Raw genomic sequence first — 21,244 nt, 5'->3', positions numbered from 1 at the left:
TCAGGCCTCCGCGCGGCCCAGAAGGCCGGTGGGTCGGATCACAAGCATCGCCATGACGAGCGCGAAAATCAGGATCTCGGCAATGCTGTTGCTGAGAAAGGTGCTGGCCGCGCTCTCGGTCACGCCGAGCAGGAGGCTCGCCAGCGCTGCGCCGGGGATACTGCCAAGCCCACCCAGGATCACGACGATGAATGCCTTGAGTAGCGGTGTGGCACCGATAAAAGGTGAGACGGAGAACAACGGTGCCATCAGCGCGCCGGCTACTGCGGCCAATCCCACACCGATGCCGAAGCCCAACGGATAAATCAGGCGTGCACGCACCCCCTGCGCTGTGGCGATTTCTGTGTCCTGCACCACCGCCCGCAGCGCGCGGCCGGTACGGGAATGCCCCAGGAACAGATAGAGCGCGAGAAGCACGACGACTGAGAACCCGACCACGTACAGGCGCGACATGGGCAGCGTGACGGCACCGATCGATACATTGCCGTCAGCGACGGATGGCATGAACTGCGGGTCCGGGCCGTAGATCATGAGCGCCACAGCCTGAAGAATCATGCCCAGACCGATTGTGGCAATCATGCCGTTGAGCTCATCGTTTCGAAATGGCTTCAGTACCAGCTCCTCGACGAGCCACCCCAGAAGGACGGCCAGAACGAAGGCAATGCCAACGGCCGCGATGAAAGGCAGGTGCCAGTTCGCGACCAGCACGTAGGCGAAGAACGCGCCGAACATGTAGAACTCACCATGCGCAAAGTTGACAATGCGCATGACACCGAACACCAATGTGAAGCCAATGGCCATGAGTAGGTAAAGCAATCCGATGATGACGCCATTGACCAGTGCCTGCGCAACAAGGCTCGTTGTATCCATGGCGTTCACCGTGCATCCGTTTCACAGACGTTGACATTGCATCGGGCACGGACCACTTCCCTGCCGTCCTTTACCTCCGAGATGAAGAACGGCGATTCGATTTGGTGATCGATGCCATACTTGGCTTTGCCGCCCCAGTTCAGCGTGCCCTGGATACCCGGGTAATTCTTGATACTCTCGAGTTCCTTGCGTACGCGTTCAGAATCGGTCACCGTTCCGGCCTTCTGCATGGCGGCGAAAAGCATATTCGTGCCATCGTAGAACGCGGGGCTGAAGCCGTTCATGTTCTTCTTGTACTTTTCGCTGTAGCGTTGGGCGTAGTTGGAAACCGCTTTGTTGTCAGGATCGGTGAGGGAGCTGACCAGCATGCCCTCCGTCGCTGGCTTGCCGGCGACGGCGACGATTTCAGGCGTGGCCGGACCGCCGTTTCGCACGATCGGCCCTTTGAAGCCCAGTTCGCGCGCCTGGCGAACGATCAGCCCGGCGGTTTGCGGTGAGTTACCGTCAAGCTCGATGGCGTCGATGCCCGACGCGATCATTCGCGTCAACAACGGAACCATGTCAACGCGCTGCCGTTCGAAGAACTCCTTGGCCGACAGCGATGCGCCCGCCTTGGCGTAGGCGTTCTCGAGATCGCGCGAGATTTGCTGCCCTGACTCGTCGTTCGGGAACAGCGCCCCGACCTTCTTGAGCTTCAGGTTCTTGACGAGCCAGACGATGGACGGATACGACGTCTCCTCGGTGGTCAGATTGGGGCGGAACGAGTAAGGCTTCTCCGGGCTGAGCGCCTTGGCGGTGAAGCCCAGCGTCATTATGATGACCTTGTTGCGCTCGGTCAGGGGCGCCACGGCCAGTGCGGGTGCCGAGCCCATCGGGCCGATGATGTATTTAACCTTGTCCTCGGAGATGAGACGGTTGGCTGCGGTCACGGCATCACTGGACTGGTACTTGTCGTCGTACGGGATGACCTGCACCTTGTAGCGCTTGCCGCCCACGTCCAGGCCGCCCTTGGCGTTGACGTCATCGGCGGCCAGTTCCGCGCCATAGAGCAGGGCTTGGCCCCACGCGGCGCCGGCCCCTGAAAGCGTCACCAGCGCACCGATTTTCAGGGTTTCCTGGGCTTGGGCTAGGCAGGGAAGCAGCAGCACGGCGGGCAGCAGGCGCTTGATCGTTGCGGTTTTCATAATGTCTCCTCGTTGTGTTGTATTTGAGCGGGGGCGCACGAGATATGTGGAACGCTCAGGCCGGTGGCGCAATAGGAATCTCGATATCGAGCAGGGGTGCGTGCTGCTGGGCACCATAGACGTCGGTGTCGCCCACCGCGCCGGACGGAATCCGGCGCGGCAGCGTGGCCTTCCACGCCAAGGCAGGCGGGTATTCGGTGAACAGGACCTGCTCCACATCCACCTGGTAGAGGCTGGCGATGAGATCCGGCGTGATGACACCGGTGCTGCGAACCTGCTCGAACAGCGCAGCGTTGTCGAACATGATGTCCAGCGTGACGTGAAATGGCCCGGCGTTCTTGCTCTTGCACGCCTTGGCGATGTCCTTGAGTTTGACCATGCTTGGAGTTTCCTGGTGGCGGCGCGGATTAGACCTGCTCGTATTCGATGGGGAACATGCGCAGCGGATCGTTGATTTCCAGCACGTGCTGCAGCATGAATTCGTAGATGGGGCCTCGCTCGATGTCGGACGGGGAGAACGGGAATGCCATATTTCCCTCGCGGCACATGCGACCCGGAAAGTCGGAGTGGAGGAGCGTGACGCGTGCCAGCGAGAGCGCCGCGTTGGCAATGTCCTGAGTGCGAGCCACCACTTCAGCGATGATGCTGACCTCCACGGGCGCGGCGCTTTGTTCGGGCTCCCACGCACCCATCACCCCGTTGCGGCCGTACTGGCGAAGCACCAACCGATAGTCATCGGGACCGATGCCGAGCGCGGCGACCTTTGTGGCCGTTGCGGTGCGTACGCTGGACATGAAGCTGTCGATTTGGCTAATCAACCCAGGATCACGGGTGGCAGCCAAGGCGATCGCGCTGTAGCCGGCATGTCGGACGCCTTCCAGCTTGATGGAGTAGGGGCGCGCCAGCCACCGCATGCCGCTGATACGCACCCGTCGGTCCGTCAATGCTTCGATACGGCAGTCACTCGAGTCGACAATGCCGCCTGGTTCGTATCGGGTGATCGGGCTCGCGTTCTCGTGCAGTGCCTGCACGGCGACGGATAGTGGCGTGCAGCGCAGCTCCGGATTGAGTGGCTCGGTTTCGACAAAGTCTGGGCCGACGGTCACCATCAGGCAGTCGTGCTTCTTGGGGATGGCGGCATTGCACGCGCATTCCAGGATCTTGCCCGCGTACCATGCGGGGGCTTCGGGCAAGCCGTGATGCATGGCTAATGCCACCCATGGTGCCGGGTCAGTGCCGCGCCCACCAAGAATGACCTGTGCGCCGGCGGCAAGGGCTTGTCGATACGGTTCGGGACCCATCATCCCGACAACGCGCACTGCCTGCTCGAGTTCGGAAGCATGCAAGTCCGGCGCGCCGCCGATCGGCTTGATGTGGCCGGCGGCTAACTGCTCGAGCAGGAATGGTTTGTCCTGCTCGGCGTGAATCAGCGCCATCTTGAAATGCAGATCGTGCTCGGCGGCAATTTCGCGAATGATCTCAGCGCAAGCCTTGAGATGCGGCTCGCCGCCCGCACCGCCGCAAGTGCCGACCATCATGGGAATGCCGTTGGCGATGGCGCCACGCAGCAGCAACGAGAGATCCCGTTTCATGGCAAGGCGCGAGTTCAGCGTCTTGCCAGACCCAAGATAGTGGGGACCGGGGTCTGAGCTGCCGCCGTCAACACCAATCATGTGCGGTTTCAACGCCAGCGCGGCTTGCAACGAGCTTTCGGGAAATCCATAGCCGAGAATGCCACTGGCGGACATCATGCGTACAGTTTGCGTCATGATGACTCCCGCTCAGGCCGCAACGCGACGCCAGTCGCCTGCGCCTGGGCGCGCCATCCCCAAATTTCCGCGTAGCGTGCTATCGCCGTACTCTTTGCGGAACAGGCCACGTTTTTGCAGTTCTGGAATCACCAGGCGCACGATGTCCTCGTACGTGCCCGGCACTGACGTGGCCGACAGCACAAAGCCATCGCACGCCGTCTTGAACCACTCCTCCATCTGGTCGGCCACCTGTACGCCAGTGCCGCAGAACACGGGGCCGTCGTTAAGCGTGCCGCGGCCCGAAGCTTCAACGAAGTCCTTCACCGAAGGATTGCGCTTGCCGCTCACTTGCACGACCTTGTCGCGCAGACTTTGCCAGGACACTGCCGCTAGTTCCTCGTCAGTGAACGGTTGATCGTAGGGGCGGCCCGAGAAATCGATATTGAGGGTCTCGCCAATCATCGTCAGACCGTCGATGGGGCGAGACAGGCTGGCGATGAGTTCGCGCTGCTCCTGCGCCTGACTTTCGCTATCTGCCACGATAATCTTCAGTTCCGGAGCGACCTTGAGCGAGTCGGGATCTCGCCCGGCGTTAGCCACGCCGTCTTTCAGCGCCTGATACTGCTTTTTGCCGTTTTCCAGCGTTGGATACTTGGCGAAGACGACTTCGGCCCAGCGCGCCGCGAAGGCGAGGCCCCGGCCGCTTTGGCCGGCTTGCAGAATGACAGGATGGCCTTGCGCCGATCGAGGTACGGTGAGTGGACCGCGGGATTGGAAGAACTGCCCGACGTGGTCGAGTCGACGCACCATGTCGGGATCCGCGAACAGACCGGTCTCCTTGTCCGGATTCATCGCGCCCTCACGCCAAGTGTCCCAGTGACCCATCACCACTTCCATGAACTCGTCAGCACGGTCGTAGCGCAGGTCATGCTCCAGATGCTCTTCATGTCCGAAGTTCGCTGCCTCAGAGTCGTTCATCGACGTCACCACGTTCCAGGCCACCCGCCCCTTGGTCATCAGGTCAAGGGTGGCAAAAAGGCGAGCGACATGAAACGGCTCGTAATAGGTTGTCGAGTACGTGGCGCCCAGGCCGAGTTTTGAAGTCACCATCGCCATGGCCATCAGCACCGATGTGGGTTCGAGCTTGACTGCGCGCACCCCGTACTTCACCGTGTCACGATGGCTCGCACCGTAGATGTCGGGCATGGCCAGGCGGTCATCGAAAAACGCCATGTCGAATTTGCCGTCTTCGAGCGTGCGCGCAATGCGCTGGTAGTACTCTGGCGACAGGTAGTCGGTCATACTGGAAGGGTGCCGCCACGAGCCCACATAATTGGAGCAGTTTTGGGCTTGCAGGAAGGCGACGAGGGCCATTTGTCGAGGCGTTTTGCTCATGTTCGGTCTCTTCTCTCGGTCGAAAAACACAACGTGTTGAGAGCGCAGTATTGGCGTCGATCCTGATGTGCACAATTTCCCGGGTGTGATAGTTTTATAACGACCATGAATAAATCGACCGACCGCCCCTCGCTGACCCGTCTCGACCTTGCTGAGCTGGAGACTTTCCTTTGGGTCGTACGCGAACGCAGTTTTAGCGTCGCTGCACAGAAGTTGCATCTTTCACAGCCAGCGGTGACGAACCGAATCCGTCGGCTGGAAGACAAGCTCCGCGTGAAATTGCTGCAGCGCACGACGCGCTCCATGGAACCGACGAAGGAAGGGTTGCTGCTTAGCGAAGCGGCAGAGCAAGCGGTCAGTGGATTGCGTGATGTGCTCAAACGCTTCAACGTGGTCTCGGAGACCGAGCGAAACCGCGTAGTGGTGGCTGCCACGCCCATGTTGTCGGCAACGGTCTTGCCCCGCCTTATCCATACCTATGCGGAGCGATATCCTGACCTGCAGATTGTCTTGCGTGACCTGCCCTACGAACGGGTCATTCGCAGTGTTGTGGAAGGGCAAGCCGATATCGGCGTGACGGCGCTGGATGGCACGCCGCGTGGACTGAAGTTCCAGTCGCTTGCCGAGGAAAAGATGCTCCTGGTTGTGCCCGCAAAGCATCCGTTGGCCAGCGTGAAGACGGTCACCCTGGAAAAGCTTGTGCCCCATCGCCTCATGTTCCTAGACCGCTACGAGACGTTGCGCCAGCAGTTGGCCGAGGCTTTTCGCAAGCGTGGCGTTGATTTCGACCCGGCAAAGGCGGCGACCGTCGCAACCCTGCCAACGTTGCTCGGCATGATCGATGCGGGGCACTGCATCACGTTCTTGCCGCGTTCCATGGTGCAGAACAATGCGAAGCGAACGCGTGTGACGGTGACGGTCACCGACCTCGAGGCGTCGCGTCGCTACGGTAGCGTGGTGTTACGCAAGGCGGATTTGAGCGCTGCGGCTCAAAACTTCCAGGCGTTCCTGCGGCAGAACTTCAAGACACAACTCGAAGCACAGGACTGACTGTCCGCCGTAACGGCGCTGCCCTATTTATTACGGTTCGATATAGATCCATTCACCTCCGCAATTTGTGCCCGGCCCCGTGGCGAATCTAGACTTGGCCTGTCAAACACAAGGGAGACAGGCCATGGAGGCCATGCAGATACAGACGTCGCACATCGTTCCCGCGAACGTCGCACAGGACCTTGATAGTGTCGAAGTCGCCATCGCGGCTATTGCGCGCGGCGAGTTTGTTGTCGTCATCGATGATGAGGACCGCGAGAACGAAGGGGACCTCATCATGGCCGCGAGCGCGATGACGCCGGCCGCCATGGCCTTCATGGTCCGTCATACCAGCGGCGTCGTATGTGTGTCGATGCCAGGCAGCGTGTTGGATCGTTTGGCGCTGCCACTGATGGTCGAGGCGAACACCGAATCGTATCGTACGGCCTTTACAGTCAGTGTCGATGCGTGCGCGGGCATTACCACGGGCATCTCAGCCGCGGATCGCACGGCGACTATTCGTGCCATGGCTGATCCAACGAGTGGCCCCACGGACTTTGCACGACCGGGCCATGTTTTCCCACTGCGGAGTCGACCAGGGGGCGTCCTTGAACGCCCCGGTCACACAGAGGCGGCCCAGGACCTCGTGCAAATGGCGGGTCGAGGCATTGGCGGAGTCCTGTGCGAGGTCGTCAACGATGACGGCAGCATGGCACGTCGTGCTGACTTGATCCGATTTGCAGCAAAGCATCGTTTGACGATGATCTCCATCGCACAGTTGGTGGCGTTCCGCCGGGCCGCCGCCGCGCCAGCCAACACCCAGGCTGTTGTCCCTGCGCTTTGAAAGGACCTGCCATGAACCAAATTGACCGCCGCGAGTTGCGTCGGACGCTCGGCGCCTTCACGACTGGCGTGACCGTAGTCACTACAGTGGACGGCACCAACAAGGCGTTTGGCGTGACCGCCAACTCTTTTAACTCCGTATCGCTGGACCCACCGCTCATCTTGTGGAGCCAGTCGCTGACATCAAGCAGTTACCCGGCATTTCGAGATGCAGATCGATTTGTCGTCAATATACTGGCGGAGCACCAGATCCATGTGTCGAACCAGTTTGCTAAATCCGGCGACGACAAATTTCGGGACATCGCCGTGACGTCCGGCTTAGGCGGGGTTCCTATTATCAATGGCGCTGCCGCCTGGCTGGAATGTGAAAAGGTGGCTGCGTATCCGGGTGGAGATCATGTGGTGTACCTCGGGCGTGTAGAGCGGATGGGACGCTCGGCGCATCGGCCGTTGGCTTTTGGTGATGGTCGCTACATGGTCACCTTTGCCCATGACCTTGGTGAACTGGCCGGCGCAACCAGTCAGTCTTTGGGCTTGCCGGGCCTTGACGCCTTGCGCCTGGCCGGCGCGGCGCTGCCAGAGATCTGCGAGCAAATTGGCCAACGCACAGTAGGCCTCGCCGTATGGGGGAATTTGGGGCCAACCATTGTGCGATGGGAGCCGTCGACCGCGCCTGTCAGCCCCTATCTGCAAACAGGCGTCGTTGTGAGTCTCACGCAATCTGCAACGGGGATGGCATTTGCGGCTTTCCAGCGTCCCGAGGTTGTTGAGGAAGCCTTGCGGCGTGAACTGGGGGCAGACGACCGAGAGGCGTTCGCTGAACGACTCACTGAGGCACGTGCACACGGCTTGGCACGCGCGGTCGGTGCCGCGCCATCCGCGCGGCACAAGGTGACCGTCAATGCTTTCAGCGTTCCTGTGTTCGATGCGACCGGTGAGATGGTGATGGCATTGTCCACAACATGTCCCAGTGACCGTTTGGATCCTGAATGGACGGGGCCTGTCCCGGATGCATTGAAGGCTGCCGGGCAACGCCTCTCGCGCCAGTTGGGCCGTCGCTGAGTGCTATTGGCGCCGCCATGCGGGCTCATAGCGTTAAGGCGGCGGGTGCTTGGGAAAAACGGGAGCGATTTTGATGAGGGCATTCAACTGATGCTTGCGTTCTTCCGGGGTGGTTAAACAGTGCGCGAGACAGTAGGCGGCTCTCTCACTTCTGCTGTTGCCTACGGACTAGCCTCGCCGGTGATTGGATGATTGGATCGAGATTATGCTCGGTGCCGTCGGCTCGACGCACTCTTCATCGTACGCGATAGCGATGCGCTGCGGTACGGGCCAAACCGGCTGCTTGCCAATGTATCTGACCTGGCCAATGTCGCTCTGCGGAGCGGGAGCGGACGTCTGAATGTCCACAAACTCGACGCGTGAGGGGCGGTTGATGGCCGGTCCCGGCCGTCGGCCCACGATCACAGGCTGGCCTGGCTCAGTTGGCGGCTCGCGACCCTGAGCGGCCCTTCGCCTTTCCCGGAAGCGGACGTTCCCAGGCTGTCTACGTTGGCGCCTTATCGTTTCCCCGGCCGCACCGCAAAGCGGGCGCTTGGGCTGGGCTCGTGCATTGCTTTGTCGGGTTCGTCCCCGATTTCTTCGATCTCCCGACCAGGTGACCGCAAGCGCAAACCTCATTGATCGGCAATTCCCTAGAAAGGTAGCCAGTTGGTGTTACTGCATAAAAGAATCTTGTTCTCCAATTCATCGGGCATCTGGCAGGATGGTGGAAAACAACTGTTAGCCAGCTTGGAATGCTTTGCGGAATCCTCAATGCCTTGCTGGCGCGCAGCGGCAATGGCTGTGGGTTCTAACTTACCGAGGCGCGGGAGCAAATAGCGTTGCGTCCGCGTAAGGCGCTCTCTGTCTTCCTCCAACATTGTGGCTGTGCTCTGCCTCAAAGAGACATAGGAGGGATCGCCGGCGAGCACTTTCATATTATTTTCTCCTGCCTTAACCATCCCAGATAGAACTGGAATGCAATAGGCTGCCTTTAGGTCCGCATTATTTGGTAACGGTACTTGCGCCGTCGCGCTGACGCTCCAGACTCCCAAAACGCCAAGCGTCAGTGCCATCGGCATTGGCTTCGACGTCCTTCCGGTTCTCTCTCTCGGGAACTCTATTGTCGGTTCTGTCTTTCGTATCATGCTCTTTGCGCGCTTTGGCTGGGTTCGGGGCGGGTGCCAGTATAAATGTTGTAGGAGGCGAGGCCCAGCGCCTGGCTCCCTCTCGATAACGCTTCCAGACCAACCCTGTCAGGCTTCGGCCGACTGCCCAGGCCCGAGTGGTCAACCGTCTCTGACCGACCCCTCTGGGGCACTCGGAGCCTGAGGCAGTGTGACTGGACAGAACCAGTAAGCAGCCATCCATCGCCTGGCTCCGGAAGGATTGGAAGACTGCGGTCGGCAGCGCCGCCTAGACGTGGCCGAAGTCGCTGGCCACGCCTCCATCGCCAGTTTCGTGCGAATCTAGCTGGTCATGCAGAGCACACGCTGGTTTCAGTACCTTCCAGCGCCTGATGCGACGAGCCCCGCATCGTCAAACACGATCCGTGCGAATCGCTCGCCGATGCGCCGATGTGACGGCCCGTCCGGATGCAGTTGGTCAGGAAGAGGCAGATCGGCGAAATCCTCCGCGCCGTAGAGAACGCGTCCGTCGATGTAGTAAAGGTTGGGGTCACTGGCGGACCGCTGCTGCACGACGCGGTGCAGTTCGTCACGGATGACGGACAGCGTTAGCTTTCCCTCTTTCCGTGCGGACGGATCGCCGGTGGCGACGAACGAAAGCTTGCCCGCAGCCAATGCATTGGGATCGAATGCGCCCGGGCCGGGCGTGTCCTCGTGAATCGGGCAGTAAATCGGCGAGATGACAAGCAATGGCGTGTGCGGGTGGCCGTCGCGTATCGTATCGAGAAAACCGTGCACGGCGGGTACGAACGCGCGAACGCGCATCAGGTCCAGATTGACGAGATTGATGCCGATTTTCACGCTGATGAGGTCAGCGCGGGTATCGCGCATCGTGCGTGCCATGAAGGGGTCGAGCAAGGCGCTGCCGCCCAACCCAAGATTGATTAATTCCACCCCCCCGCGAAGCGCGGCAAGCGCGGGCCAGATCGCGGTGGGGCTTTCCGCATTGGAGCCATGGCTGATGGAACTTCCGTGATGAAGCCACACCTTGCGTCCGGTGTCGCCAATGGGTGATGCTGTCGGTTCGATGGGTGCCGTGGCGCGCAGTGCCACGAGCTCGGTGGTTTCGTTATGAGGCAGCCAAATTTCGATTGACTTGTCATAGTCGGGCAGACCCGCGAACTTGATCGTACTGACGGCCCCCGTCTGCTTTGACGCCGTGCCAGTGGACATGTCAATCGTCACGGTGTCGCCGCCGGTCGTACTGCACTGCCAGGCCAGGCGGCCGTTGACAAGCAAGTCGTACACGCCTGCCGGTCGGGGCGGTGCACCCAGGTAAACGCGCCGCGTGGGCATGACATCCAGTTCGATTTCCGTGGCCCGAGACCTGAACACTAGCCTGACGCCGGAAGGTTGGGATTCGGCCATCGCCAGTTGGGGATCGTTGCATTGCGCGCGCGCCCAGGCGGGCAGGCGATGCGGCATCACGCCGCGTCCGGTTTGCTCGATCTCGATGGCGCCGCGCAGAATTTGCTCGGTGATGGGGATGGTTACCCACGTGGCGACTGTGTTGGATGCATTGTTCATGTTAGAAAGCTTGATGTTCGTGCGCCTATTTGCGCGGCGGGCTCAGTGCGATGCGTGCCCGAGCGCGTCCATGGCAAACCGCACGATATGGTGCTGCCATTTGCGCTTCATGTCGGCCCGCACGGCTTGCATGGCCGCGATGCCGAGCCCACAAAACGCAGTAGTGACGCGCACGATCCGCTCGATATCGATGCGTTTGAGGTCGATGCCCAGGGCTTGGTAAAGAATCAGTCCGATCTCCACAAGTTGTGGATCGCCGTCGGGTTCGTTCTCGGCAATGCGGTTGGCCAGCGCGGACACGCCGGGCCATTCGTAAGTGAACTGCACGGCAGTCCTCGACGATCACCCTGTCGCGCTCGATGCCGACCGGCATGTCCTCCACACACGTCAGTAGCGCCAACATGTGCGCGCGCTGTGTCGACCGCGGCCGAGTAGATCGCCATTTTGCTTGAAAAATGATGAAGCAACCCGGCTTTCGAATAGTTGACAGCATTGGCAATTTGCTGGAGCGACGCGTGATCGAACCCATGGCGGGCAAACAGGGTTGCAGCGCGGTCAAGATGTCGGCGTTGATTTCTGACTTGGTCGGCTCGGGCATGGATTCAGTGGCGCAAAAATGAACGCGCCGATCGGCCCGCTCGCCCCTTCAAGAACGTCTGCTTCCGAGTGCGAAACGGATATGACTCATCGACGCAGAAACCGCTCTACAAGGCCAACAAAATATGCCCCCCCCCACGCAATCAGTTCATCGTTAAAGTCATAGGACGGGTTATGGACCATGCACGGTCCGTCTCCGTGTCCGGGCAGCCTGTGGTCGCCAGCGCCGTTTCCTATCAGCACATAGCAGCCCGGCCTCCGCTGCAGCATGAACGAAAAGTCTTCTGAATTCATCAGCGGCGGTACGTCAACCTGCACGCTATCGGCACCAAATAGTTCATAAATAGTCTCCACGGCGAAATCGGTCTGCTTCACATCGTTGACCAGTGGTGGATACGAGCGTTCGAATTCGAGCGTTGCAATACAGCCGAGCGCTTCGCCCGTCCCGCGCACGATTTCTTGCATGCGGCGCTCGATAAGGTCCAGCACTGCGGCATCGTGGCTACGCACTGTACCAGCGAGCCAGGCACGGTCAGGCATAACGTTGACCGCGTCGCCACCGTGCACCTGCGTGACCGACAGAACCGACGCATCGGACGGCGGCCGATTGCGCGAAACGACAGTCTGCAGTGCAAGTAGAATCTGCGCCGCACACACAAGCGGATCACTGCCGGCATCCGGCTGTGACGCGTGTGCACCGATGCCCTCAACTTCAATGCGAAAGCGATTGCTTGAGGCCATGAAGGAGCCTGCCCGTACACCGAAGTGTCCCAATGGGCGACCTGGCGAATTATGCATCGCGAAGATTGCGTCGCACGGGTAGCGCTCGAACAGGCCGTCGTCGATCATCGCCTGCGCACCGGCCTGCCCACCTTCTTCGGCGGGCTGAAAAATGCAATGGACCGTTCCGTCGAAGTCGCCATGGCGTGCAAGGTACCAGGCGGCGGCGAGTAGTGTCGCGGTGTGGCCGTCGTGACCGCAGGCGTGCATGCGTCCATCATGGAGGGAGCGGTGTGCAAAACGATTGGATTCCTGCATCGGCAGCGCATCCATGTCGGCGCGCAAGCCGATTGCACGTGTGCTGGCCCCCCGCTGCAGGGTGCCAACGACGCCCGTGCGGCCGATTCCCTCTGTCACCGCCCAGCCCCATTCACGCAACCGTTCTACCACCAGCTTTGCGGTGCGATGCTCTGCAAAGCCAAGCTCGGGGTGGGCGTGCAAGTCGCGCCGGATGCGGATGAACTCGGGGTTGTCCGCGATTGTCTCGAATGCCTGCATTACCGCACCTTCACCGTAAGGCTCCGTGCCTTTGCCTCGTCACGCTCGACTTGCTGACCAAAATGCTGACGCTCGTCAGGCCCAGAGACCTGCATGCCTATCGCCGATAGCTGCCTAATGATCTCCTTGTCTGCAAGTGCCGCGTACAGAGCACTTCGCAGCCGTGCCGCGCGATCGGCGGCCAGTCCCTTGGGCGCAAAGAGCCCCATCCAGCCTGCCGCATCGATTCCGCTGACGTGCCGGCCTTCATTAAGCGTAGGAATCTGCGGGAACTGAGGCAGCCGCTGCGACTGCGCCAGCCCTATTACCTTCAGACGCTTGGCCTGAATATGTGGCAACGCGGTACTGGGCACCATCACAGCCAGGTCCACTTGCCCGCCAAGTAGGTCATTGACGATCTGTGCTGAACCCTTGTACGGCACATGCACCATGCGCACGCCCGCGCGCGTTTCCAGGTCTTCCATGACGAGGTGCTGGAAGGTCCCAATGCCCGGACTGCCGTAGGTCAAGCTCTCAGGCTTGCTGTGCAGGCGCTCGATGATGGCGTCTATCGAATCGGCAGACAGGTCCCTGCGCGCAACAAGCAGCGACGGCGTGGAGCCAATTATGCCCACCGCCATGAAATCCTGCGGCTTATAGCGAACGCTGCGGTTGAATACGGGCGCCAGAACGACGTCATTGATCGTACCAGCCAGCAATAAGTAGCCGTCGTTTTGAGCCATCGCCACCTTGGATGCACCTAACGCCCCGCTTGCACCACCAACGTTCTCGATGACAAGAGGCTGGCCGAGTTCCTGCATAATGCGCGGCTGCAACAATCGCATGATCGCATCCACGGAGCCGCCGGCCGGGAAAGGCACGACGACCGCGACCGGCCGCTCTGGGTAAGCGCCAGCCGCCATGGCCAACGGCGCTACCACCGCAAGACTCAAAGATAGGACCATCGCGCGTCGTGTTGGCATCTTGCATTCCTCTGGTTTCCTGAGATGGCCTAGTATCAGGCTCGACGTCAATCACGCACAAATGTAATATCGACATCAGCTATTCGATATGTGAATATGTCCAGCCAATCTCCCGTGGCCCTTGCCTCCACACTGCTCAATCGCCTGCTTGCTGGTACCCGGCTGCGGCATATGCAACTTCTTGTTCGTGTGGCGGAACTTGGAAGCATCCAGCGCGCCGCGAGCGATATCGGCATGAGTCAGCCCGCAGCCACGAAGGCCGTGACAGAAATCGAGCAACTTGTCGGAATGCGGCTGTTCGAGCGCCACGCACGCGGCGTAAGACCGACTCCTGCCGGTGCCGATCTGCTGCCCTCGCTGCGCGGTCTGCTGCGCTCCGCCACTGACTGCGCCGAATCGCTCGCCGCAAGTGCCTTCGGCGGCGCGGGCCTTGTTCGAGTAGGAGCGATTACCGGAGGTGTGACGGGTGTGCTTAGCGTCGCCCTACCAACATTCACGCACCGTCATCCGCAGTTGCGCATTGAAGTTACAGAGGAATCTCGCGAGGCCGTGCAGGCGGGTCTTGCGCAAGGCTTGTTCGACGTGGCGCTTCTGCGCGCGCCGTCGTCGACCGCCGTCGGTTGGGCATTTACGCCATTGCTCGAAGATCGGATCCAGGTATGCGCGCCGCCGGATCACCCGCTATCGAGGCGGCGCATCATTCGGCCCGAGCACTTACTTGACTACGAGTGGTTGCTGCCACCACTGGGTTCGCAAATGCGGCAATCCTTCGAAGGCCTGTTCGAGCCATGTGGCTCCGTGCCGGAGCGCACGTCGGTCACTACCCGCTCGCTGCCGATGCTATTGCTTTACATGCGCGAGCGACAGGCGCTTACGATCTCGCCGCGCAGTATCGCGCAGCCTTTTACGGATGCCGGGCTCCTGCATTGCCTGCCGGTGCGAATAAGCGACGCACTACCACCCATTGGCCTGCTTGCCCCAGACCAACCGACACACCGCGGCGTGGCATTACTGTGCGACTATCTGCGCAAGGGGTAAGAAAAGAAATACGCCGACAGGTGCGCGCGGCCTCAGTGCGCATCGACCATGCTTAAGACCCGCCGAATACACGGGTCGGCGGACGCCTGCTGCTCGCGGGTGTTCTTCAGCAGGCAATCGATGAATGTGATCACTGGTCCCGGCATGGGCTCAAAGCGTCTTGTCACCAGGCAAGTCGCGCTTTCACCCAGCTCTTCTGTCAGGGGCAGGGCCGTGAAACGATCACGCATTTCATGCGTCTCGATCAGTGGCCAAGGCACGATTGTCAGCATGTCCGTGGCGCGAACAATCGCCAATGCCGCCTGGACCGACCGCGCAACGTGAAAGCGCTCCACCTTGCCACGCTGGGCCGCACGGAAGAACTCACGCAAAGCTTGCGATAGATGGCCAACTGAGCGACTCACCAGCCAGTCGTACCCCTTCAGTTTGCTCAACTCGCGTACATCGGACGCAGGATGCCCAAGCCGCCCGACCACCGCATAGGCGTAGCTGAAAAGCCTCCGGACGTCCAACACGCCTTGCTGCGATGCGTCCGGAGGCGGGCCAAGCGCGACATGCAGGCTCCCATCTCGAACGCCGGGGTACTCATCGCCGAGATGTTCGCTGATGAAGAGCTTTACATCGGGCCGCAGCGTCCGGTACTCGCGAATCGTTGCGGGCAGCACACTCTGCAGCAACCATGGCGTGACAGCCAGGCGCACGGATCCACCTGTGCTAGGGCCAAGGTGCGTCAACTCTTCACCGGCACGATGTAACTGTCCTAATACGAGCCTCGCGTGAGCCAGTAGCGTCGCTCCCGCATCGGTAGGTGCGATGCCTTGTGCGTGCCGTTCGACAAGCGGAGTACCCACCTGCAACTCCAGCTCGCGTATGGACTTGCTGACGGCGGTGGCAGACCGCTGCAACTCAAGCGCTGCCTTGCGTACGCCGCCACGGTCCACCAAGGCCACGAAGCATTCGAGCTGATGCAATTTCAAGCCAATCGTCATGCGTCTCCCCATGGCGTCAAGGCGCCTTTTCTCGTAAGTATGCAGTGTCCGAAGCATGTCGACGTGGAACAAGCGTGTCAACCAGCGGTTGACACGCCGGTTCGGGCTCGGCTTCCTGCCAAATGTCCATGTGGCTACGATTCGCTGCAATTCGCTCACCGCGGACAGGATATCTCCACAACGATCAGTGTGACGACATGCGCATCCCCACGTATCACCGCCTCGATGCACTACAACATCCCGCAACTGCCATTCTTGCCACGGCTTGTGCGTTCGCGCCATGCCCAGCGCACGCGTTGGGTGTCAGCTTGTACGGTGCAGTCGACAGCTATGTCAGCTTTGATTCCGGTGGCCGGGGCAGTTCAGTTCAGATGTCCAGCGGCGCCGGCTCGACATCGCGCTTTGGTATGACAGGCGCAGAAGACTTCGGGCGTGGCTGGTTTGCGGGATTTCGTCTCGAGTCCGGGTTAAACACCGACACCGGGACGCTGCAAAGCGCAGGCACGCTATTCAATCGCGAAGCCAACTTGTGGCTAGGCTCTCGTGAGTTCGGAATGCTCAAGCTTGGTCGGCAATTTCCGACTATCTTCCCCCTGTCGTCACAAGTGGACCCCTACGCGCTCACAAAGCTGTCGATCATATCGAACGTCGCATATGTGGCGAGCGACCTTGGGGGCAACGCCGTAGCCATAGACTCCCGAGTGCCTAGTGCCGTGAGCTACACCACTCCGAATTTAAATGGCTTCTCGGCGCAGGGACTGTACGGGTTTAACACATCGAACACCACCGGATCACCCGCTCACTACGCAGGCGGGTTGGCCCAGTATGAAGGTGGGCCACTCTACGTTGGGATCTCGGTGAATACCGTGCGCAGCGCACAATCCGACGCTACCGACCACTACGGTGCGGGCGTGGCATACCGCCTCGGCGACAACACAATTTCGCTCGGCTACAACCTCGTTGTGCCAAAGCAAGCCACCGGACACGTTGCCAACGCGTACCTGCTGGGCCTCACGCTACCCTACGGCCCACATATCATCAGGCTATCCGTGGTCGGGCGTGTGGTATCGGGCGCTGACAATCACACCGTCGCCGCGCTGCTGGGCTATGACTACCAGTTCTCCAAGCGCACCGCGCTCTACAGCCGGCTGGCCTACCTGGCCAACAGCGGCAATGCAACGTTGACGCTGGACAGCGCCCTTACCTCTGCGGGTCGCGATGTGCTGGTCAGCGCGTTTGGAATCACGCATCGGTTCTGATGCTCGGGATGGAGGGTACGGCGTCGCCGCAGTCAAGGAGCCGATTCTCTGCAGGGCGAGATGGCTTGTTGCCATGCTAAATCCGATCGTACACATATCGCCAAACACGGATCACATGCAACTTGAAATACCTTCACTCTGTTAGAGAAGCAGCCCTTTTACCAACGGTAAATCGGTGAAAGTGGATGTTACGCACTTGCCGGACTCTGGGGCACCATGCTTTATAAGCAGGCAGATCCTCTGGAAGCGCGTCTCTTGCGGGAGGAGTAGCAGTCGGCCGTGTCCGGTTGAATTGGACCTTCATACTCGCCCAGGCGAGTGGCGGCTCCTGGCCTATTTGGGGCTGGGCCCGCCGGTGCCAGTGGCGACTTGACAGTCGTTCTGAGCCACTCACGTATGCGCGGCGGCCTCGGCCTCCACGATTCTCTGTATTCGCTAGTAGCTGTCAGCTATCCTTGAAGCCGGAAGGCGCCTTACAGCGCGGTCGCGCGCCTCACCCTGTGCCTGGCTCCTCTGTGTCCGGCGGTCAGCGCCACCGCCCGCAGCATCCCCATCAGGAAGGCCCCCGCTCCTGCACAAAGCGCACGCCCGTGCCGACATTTCAGAAGAGCCTCCGCCCCGACTTTGATGCTGGCCTAAGCAGGCCCTTGTCGACTCTCACTGGCGCGCTTGATCTAGCGTAAGAGTTCCACCATCACGACATCTGTGTCGTCTAGCGCTCTCAACGTGAGCCACCTTTCACCCCTAATGGCAATGCCATCGCGTCGCGCCAGCCTGATCGGCCCTACGTCCAGTCGCCCATGATCTGCGACCAAATAAGCAGAACCGGACATCGGCAAACCGTGCTGCATCACCGTGCCTTCACGCAGCGTCGCGATACGCACCCGCGCATCGGCGTGAATAGCCAGGGCGCCGGCGCGGACATCCTCCGGATCGCCGCTCGCCAGCGTCACGAATCGGCCCTCGCGACACCCGAGCGAACACACTCGCGTCGAGCAGCGCGGCGTACCGGCCAGTGTGCGCGGACGTAGCCAGATCTGGAACTGCCTGGCGGGTAGATTTTCCTGGTTGCGCTCGGCGTGATGGATTGCGGCTCCGGCACTTATTACATGGATGGAATTTGCGACCAGACGCGCGCGATTGCCCGCGTCGTCTTCGTACGTGATGGCGCCTGAACGCACCCACGTCACGATCTCGACGTCGCGGTGCGCATGTAGGCCGAGGTTCGCGTGGGGCGCGAATTCAACGTCGTTCCATACGTGGAGCGGACCGAGTTGCGTATGGTCGTCGCGTCCGGATTCGTCCACGCTGAAATGCTGGCGCGTGTGGACATCATCGCGTGGGATGGCGCCAAGGGAAAGAAAAGGTCGATGTTCAGTCATGACGGCGTTCGGTTCGGGTACGCAGGGTGCGGCTTTGCGAGCGGCAGAGGCCGCCTCCACCGCAACCCACGGACCCTCGCTACGCTCAGATCTGCTGTTGGCCGCCATCAACAAACAATTCAACGCCGTTCACGAAGCTTGCGTCGTCCGAGGCCAGGAACAGAGCCGCGCTTGCGATCTCGCCAGGCTCGCCGAGGCGCCCCATCGGGATCTGGGCTGCCAGGTAGTCGGCGAGCCCCTGGCGCTGGGCAGTATCGTCACCGGCAAGATCCAGCAGGCCAGGGGTGCGGGTCGCTCCCGGGCTGATCGTGTTCACGCGGATTTGACGGTCCTTGAGATCCAGGATCCAATTGCGTGCGAAAGCGCGCACCGCAGCCTTCGAAGCCGCATACACGCTGAATGCCGCCGTGCCCGCGCTACCTGCCGTCGATCCCGTGAGAATCACCGATGCACCCTTGGCGAGCAGCGGTAGCGCCTTTTGCACCGTGAACAGCACACCCTTCACGTTGCGATTGAAGGTATCGTCGAAATGGTCCTCGGTAATGCTGCCGAACGACAGCATCGAACCGCCGCCGGCGTTCGCGAACAGCACGTCCAGACGGCCCTGTTCTTCCTGGATTTGCGCATACAGCGCGTCTAGGTCTCTCAGCTTCGTCGAATCGACGCGCACGCCGGTCGCCTTGCCGCCCGCTTCTTGAATGCTTTTCACGGCGGCATCGAGCTCGGCTTGACGGCGACCCGTGAGATAGACGTGTGCGCCTTCGGCGGCAAAGCGCTGAGCGGTGGCGAGGCCGATGCCGCTGGTTGCGCCGGTGATGAGGGCGATCTTGTTGTCGAGTTTGCGTGCCATGGTGTTGCTCCTTGCGTTCAGTCAGTGGGTGTTTGCGTGGGTGTTGCGTGCTGCGATGTGAGGAGAATATCGACGGCCTGACCTTTTCGAAATAGAATTGATTGCAATCCATCGTTGCAAAAATGAAAAGATGAGAGCAAATGGCGAAGCTGCCTGATTTCGAGGGACTCGCGATGTTCGCGAAGGTGGCCGAGGAGGGATCGTTCGCGGCTGCGGGGCGTGCCATGGGTGTATCGGTGGCGACGGTCTCGCGTGCCGTGGCCCGCCTGGAAGACCGGCTGGGTGCGCGGCTTTTCAACCGCACGTCGCGCCAACTGTCGCTCACCGAATTTGGCCGGACGATCTGCGACAAGGCCGGTGAGATCTATCGCCAGGCCGAGGAGGCAGAAAGCGCCGCGCGCGAGATGTCGGTGCAGCCCCGCGGACTCGTGCGCCTCGCTGCTCCGATGTCGTTCGGGCTGCGCTGGGTCGCGCCGCTGTTGCCGGGCTTCTTCCGCATGTATCCGGAGGTGTCGATCGACCTCCATCTATCCGATGCGTCGGTCGATCTGGTGGCCGATGGCTTTGACGCTGCACTGCGTATTGCTGCGCTGCCGGATTCCTCACTGGTGGCGCGGCGGTTGTGCGCGGTGACGCAATTCGTGGTGGCGTCGCCAGAGTATCTGAGGCGTGAAGGACGGCCCATGCATCCGCGCGACCTGATAGACAGGCCATGCCTCTCGTATGCGTATCGCGCGCGCAGCGATGTATGGCGCTTCACGAACGACGCAGGCGAGGAGGAACCGGTGATGCCGACGGGACCGCTGCGCGTGACGAACTCCGATGCGCTCTTGCCTACGCTGCTCGAGGGCCTTGCCATCGCAGAACTGCCTGAGTTCATCGCGGGGGAATATCTCACCGATGGCCGTCTTGAAGCGATCCTCACTGACTGGTCGCTGACAAAGGGCGGGCTTTATTTCGTCACGCCGTCGGCGCGCGCGCGACCCGCGAAAGTCGCGGCGCTGTCCGATTATTTCGCCGCGCATCTCAGCGATCCAACATGGCGATGGCCGAAATGATGCCGTGGCGCAGTTGATCGGTCGGCACCCCTCATTGCATTCACGCAATGATCGATCTCAAACGTTTCCATTTCGAAAGCATCTTCAGATCTAGTCTTGGAGGGCGAGGCTGCCAAGTGGGTGAAAAGTTGGGCTGGTGCCTACACATCGAGGGCGCAGAACCCGTTCTGCAAAATCTCGGCCAGCACGCACATTTCAGTGGGACTGCTGGAACGGGACACCGCGGGCCTTGGGCGGCGACTGTCTGTTCCAGCGAGGGTCGAACCAGCGGCGCAAGAGCAGGCCGCAGACGGTGAGGCAATGGCCGGGCGGCGGGCGCGACGCCCGCTTGCTATGGCGCAACCGCGGTCACGGCGAGCGTGGCCGATGTAACATCGCTGGTGTTGCGGATTCACACATAGCGCAGAATCATGAAAGTAAAAATGCGAGCTTCCGTCGTCTGCATTCGGGGCGAGCGGGTCTTGCTTGTTTCCAAGGATGGGCAGCGATGGGTGCTTCCGGGCGGACGGCCGGGCAAGGGCGAGACATTGGCCGACGCGGCGCTTCGCGAGCTCGAGGAGGAGACCGACTTGCAGGCACGCGGCCTGTCCTTCCTGTTCCAGGTTGTGGGCGCCACCACGGTCCACCATGTGTTCGTAGCCAACCTTGCCAAGGCGGCGGCACCCCGGCCCCTCAACGAGATCGCGTACTGTGACTGGGTGTCTCGGCATGATCTCGGGCAGCTCGGCGTGAGTCCGGCCACGCGCCGGATCGTGAGCGACGTCTTTCTCGTATGCGATCGCTAGTCGCTAAGGCACGCTGTTTGCTCTTGTCTGCCTTATCAACTGTCAGGCCATGACAGAACGCGATCAGGCACTGGGGAGAAGCCAATGAAACGGGTAATTCACCATTTCCATACCGAGCTGCCATGTCATGGTGCGCGGTACTACCTTTGCCTGGCGGGAGGGATCATTGCCGTGGCCGTCATGTACGTCTGCGTAGCGTTGGTGCGCCATACGGCCTTG

At 60.9% G+C, this 21,244-nt stretch carries 22 protein-coding genes; 8 read left to right on the top strand and 14 right to left on the bottom strand.

What is annotated here, in order from left to right; translation table 11 throughout:
• From ACOABP_RS30260 to ACOABP_RS30240, 5 genes are read right to left on the bottom strand one after another with little or no spacing between them, the layout of a single operon-like run.
• Complete coding sequence (locus ACOABP_RS30260) at nucleotides 1-870, bottom strand: branched-chain amino acid ABC transporter permease (protein WP_101683583.1); 870 nt, start codon at nucleotides 868-870, stop codon at nucleotides 1-3.
• Nucleotides 871-875: 5 nt separating this feature from the next.
• The gene (locus tag ACOABP_RS30255; protein WP_474230773.1) at nucleotides 876-2,054 is read right to left on the bottom strand and encodes an ABC transporter substrate-binding protein; all 1,179 of its coding nucleotides are present in this window, start codon (nucleotides 2,052-2,054) and stop codon (nucleotides 876-878) included.
• A gap of 55 nt (nucleotides 2,055-2,109) precedes the next feature.
• The gene (locus ACOABP_RS30250) at nucleotides 2,110-2,433 is read right to left on the bottom strand and encodes a DUF4387 domain-containing protein (RefSeq protein WP_474230771.1); all 324 of its coding nucleotides are present in this window, start codon (nucleotides 2,431-2,433) and stop codon (nucleotides 2,110-2,112) included.
• A 28-nt stretch (nucleotides 2,434-2,461) separates the two neighbouring features.
• Nucleotides 2,462-3,823: an acyclic terpene utilization AtuA family protein gene (locus ACOABP_RS30245; protein WP_474230769.1), complete on the bottom strand. Its 1,362-nt coding sequence runs from the start codon at nucleotides 3,821-3,823 to the stop codon at nucleotides 2,462-2,464.
• A gap of 12 nt (nucleotides 3,824-3,835) precedes the next feature.
• On the bottom strand, nucleotides 3,836-5,200 hold the full coding sequence (locus ACOABP_RS30240) for an LLM class flavin-dependent oxidoreductase (RefSeq protein WP_474230767.1): 1,365 nt from the start codon (nucleotides 5,198-5,200) through the stop codon (nucleotides 3,836-3,838).
• A gap of 105 nt (nucleotides 5,201-5,305) precedes the next feature.
• On the opposite strand from ACOABP_RS30240, the gene ACOABP_RS30235 reads away from it, so the two are divergent.
• From ACOABP_RS30235 to ACOABP_RS30225, 3 genes are all read left to right on the top strand, one after another.
• Complete coding sequence (locus ACOABP_RS30235) at nucleotides 5,306-6,250, top strand: LysR family transcriptional regulator (protein WP_474230765.1); 945 nt, start codon at nucleotides 5,306-5,308, stop codon at nucleotides 6,248-6,250.
• Nucleotides 6,251-6,374: 124 nt separating this feature from the next.
• The gene (gene ribB / locus ACOABP_RS30230) at nucleotides 6,375-7,073 is read left to right on the top strand and encodes a 3,4-dihydroxy-2-butanone-4-phosphate synthase (protein WP_474230763.1); all 699 of its coding nucleotides are present in this window, start codon (nucleotides 6,375-6,377) and stop codon (nucleotides 7,071-7,073) included.
• A gap of 11 nt (nucleotides 7,074-7,084) precedes the next feature.
• Entirely contained in the window at nucleotides 7,085-8,134 is a 1,050-nt protein-coding gene (locus ACOABP_RS30225; protein ID WP_474230761.1) for a flavin reductase, read from the top strand.
• Between the two features lie 632 nt (nucleotides 8,135-8,766).
• Here the strand turns inward: ACOABP_RS30225 and ACOABP_RS30220 are convergent.
• The 4 genes from ACOABP_RS30220 to ACOABP_RS30205 form a co-directional block, all read right to left on the bottom strand.
• Complete coding sequence (locus tag ACOABP_RS30220; protein ID WP_474230760.1) at nucleotides 8,767-9,189, bottom strand: hypothetical protein; 423 nt, start codon at nucleotides 9,187-9,189, stop codon at nucleotides 8,767-8,769.
• A 423-nt stretch (nucleotides 9,190-9,612) separates the two neighbouring features.
• Entirely contained in the window at nucleotides 9,613-10,827 is a 1,215-nt protein-coding gene (locus tag ACOABP_RS30215) for an SGNH/GDSL hydrolase family protein (RefSeq protein ID WP_474230758.1), read from the bottom strand.
• Between the two features lie 42 nt (nucleotides 10,828-10,869).
• On the bottom strand, nucleotides 10,870-11,127 hold the full coding sequence (locus ACOABP_RS30210) for a hypothetical protein (RefSeq protein ID WP_474230757.1): 258 nt from the start codon (nucleotides 11,125-11,127) through the stop codon (nucleotides 10,870-10,872).
• Entirely contained in the window at nucleotides 11,055-11,327 is a 273-nt protein-coding gene (locus ACOABP_RS30205) for a hypothetical protein (protein WP_474231362.1), read from the bottom strand. The genes ACOABP_RS30210 and ACOABP_RS30205 overlap by 73 nt, the downstream gene beginning before the upstream one ends.
• Here ACOABP_RS30205 and ACOABP_RS30200 point away from each other — a divergent pair.
• Nucleotides 11,283-11,447: a hypothetical protein gene (locus ACOABP_RS30200; protein ID WP_474230755.1), complete on the top strand. Its 165-nt coding sequence runs from the start codon at nucleotides 11,283-11,285 to the stop codon at nucleotides 11,445-11,447. The genes ACOABP_RS30205 and ACOABP_RS30200 overlap by 45 nt on opposite strands.
• Before the next feature lie 64 nt (nucleotides 11,448-11,511).
• Here ACOABP_RS30200 and ACOABP_RS30195 read toward each other — a convergent pair whose 3' ends face one another.
• Both ACOABP_RS30195 and ACOABP_RS30190 read right to left on the bottom strand, forming a co-directional pair.
• Nucleotides 11,512-12,702 (bottom strand): M20 aminoacylase family protein, encoded by a 1,191-nt coding sequence (locus tag ACOABP_RS30195; protein WP_474230753.1) that lies wholly within the window; start codon nucleotides 12,700-12,702, stop codon nucleotides 11,512-11,514.
• Entirely contained in the window at nucleotides 12,702-13,664 is a 963-nt protein-coding gene (locus tag ACOABP_RS30190; protein ID WP_474230752.1) for a Bug family tripartite tricarboxylate transporter substrate binding protein, read from the bottom strand. The genes ACOABP_RS30195 and ACOABP_RS30190 overlap by 1 nt, the downstream gene beginning before the upstream one ends.
• Before the next feature lie 96 nt (nucleotides 13,665-13,760).
• On the opposite strand from ACOABP_RS30190, the gene ACOABP_RS30185 reads away from it, so the two are divergent.
• A complete protein-coding gene (locus ACOABP_RS30185; RefSeq protein WP_474230750.1) occupies nucleotides 13,761-14,702 on the top strand; it encodes a LysR family transcriptional regulator in 942 nt (313 codons plus the stop codon).
• A gap of 32 nt (nucleotides 14,703-14,734) precedes the next feature.
• Here the strand turns inward: ACOABP_RS30185 and ACOABP_RS30180 are convergent, their stop codons facing one another.
• Nucleotides 14,735-15,691 (bottom strand): LysR family transcriptional regulator, encoded by a 957-nt coding sequence (locus tag ACOABP_RS30180; protein ID WP_474230748.1) that lies wholly within the window; start codon nucleotides 15,689-15,691, stop codon nucleotides 14,735-14,737.
• Between the two features lie 197 nt (nucleotides 15,692-15,888).
• Between ACOABP_RS30180 and ACOABP_RS30175 the strand changes: the two genes are divergently transcribed.
• Entirely contained in the window at nucleotides 15,889-16,950 is a 1,062-nt protein-coding gene (locus ACOABP_RS30175) for a porin (protein ID WP_474230746.1), read from the top strand.
• Between the two features lie 674 nt (nucleotides 16,951-17,624).
• On the opposite strand, the gene ACOABP_RS30170 is transcribed toward ACOABP_RS30175, so the two are convergent.
• Both ACOABP_RS30170 and ACOABP_RS30165 read right to left on the bottom strand, forming a co-directional pair.
• Nucleotides 17,625-18,332 carry a pirin family protein gene (locus ACOABP_RS30170; protein ID WP_474230745.1) on the bottom strand — a complete coding sequence of 236 codons (708 nt, stop codon included), beginning with the start codon at nucleotides 18,330-18,332 and terminating at the stop codon, nucleotides 17,625-17,627.
• A gap of 85 nt (nucleotides 18,333-18,417) precedes the next feature.
• Entirely contained in the window at nucleotides 18,418-19,182 is a 765-nt protein-coding gene (locus ACOABP_RS30165; protein WP_474230743.1) for an SDR family NAD(P)-dependent oxidoreductase, read from the bottom strand.
• 140 nt (nucleotides 19,183-19,322) lie between these two features.
• Between ACOABP_RS30165 and ACOABP_RS30160 the strand changes: the two genes are divergently transcribed.
• Together ACOABP_RS30160 and ACOABP_RS30155 are read left to right on the top strand one after the other, a co-directional pair.
• Nucleotides 19,323-20,240 carry a LysR family transcriptional regulator gene (locus ACOABP_RS30160; protein WP_474230741.1) on the top strand — a complete coding sequence of 306 codons (918 nt, stop codon included), beginning with the start codon at nucleotides 19,323-19,325 and terminating at the stop codon, nucleotides 20,238-20,240.
• Nucleotides 20,241-20,650: 410 nt separating this feature from the next.
• Nucleotides 20,651-21,025: an NUDIX hydrolase gene (locus ACOABP_RS30155; RefSeq protein WP_474230739.1), complete on the top strand. Its 375-nt coding sequence runs from the start codon at nucleotides 20,651-20,653 to the stop codon at nucleotides 21,023-21,025.
• The last annotated feature ends 219 nt before the right edge of the window (nucleotides 21,026-21,244 follow it).

The organism is Cupriavidus sp. HE11 (assembly GCF_056097175.1).
Note: the sequence above shows the minus strand (reverse complement) of the source record. Positions and strands in the feature narration are given on the sequence as shown.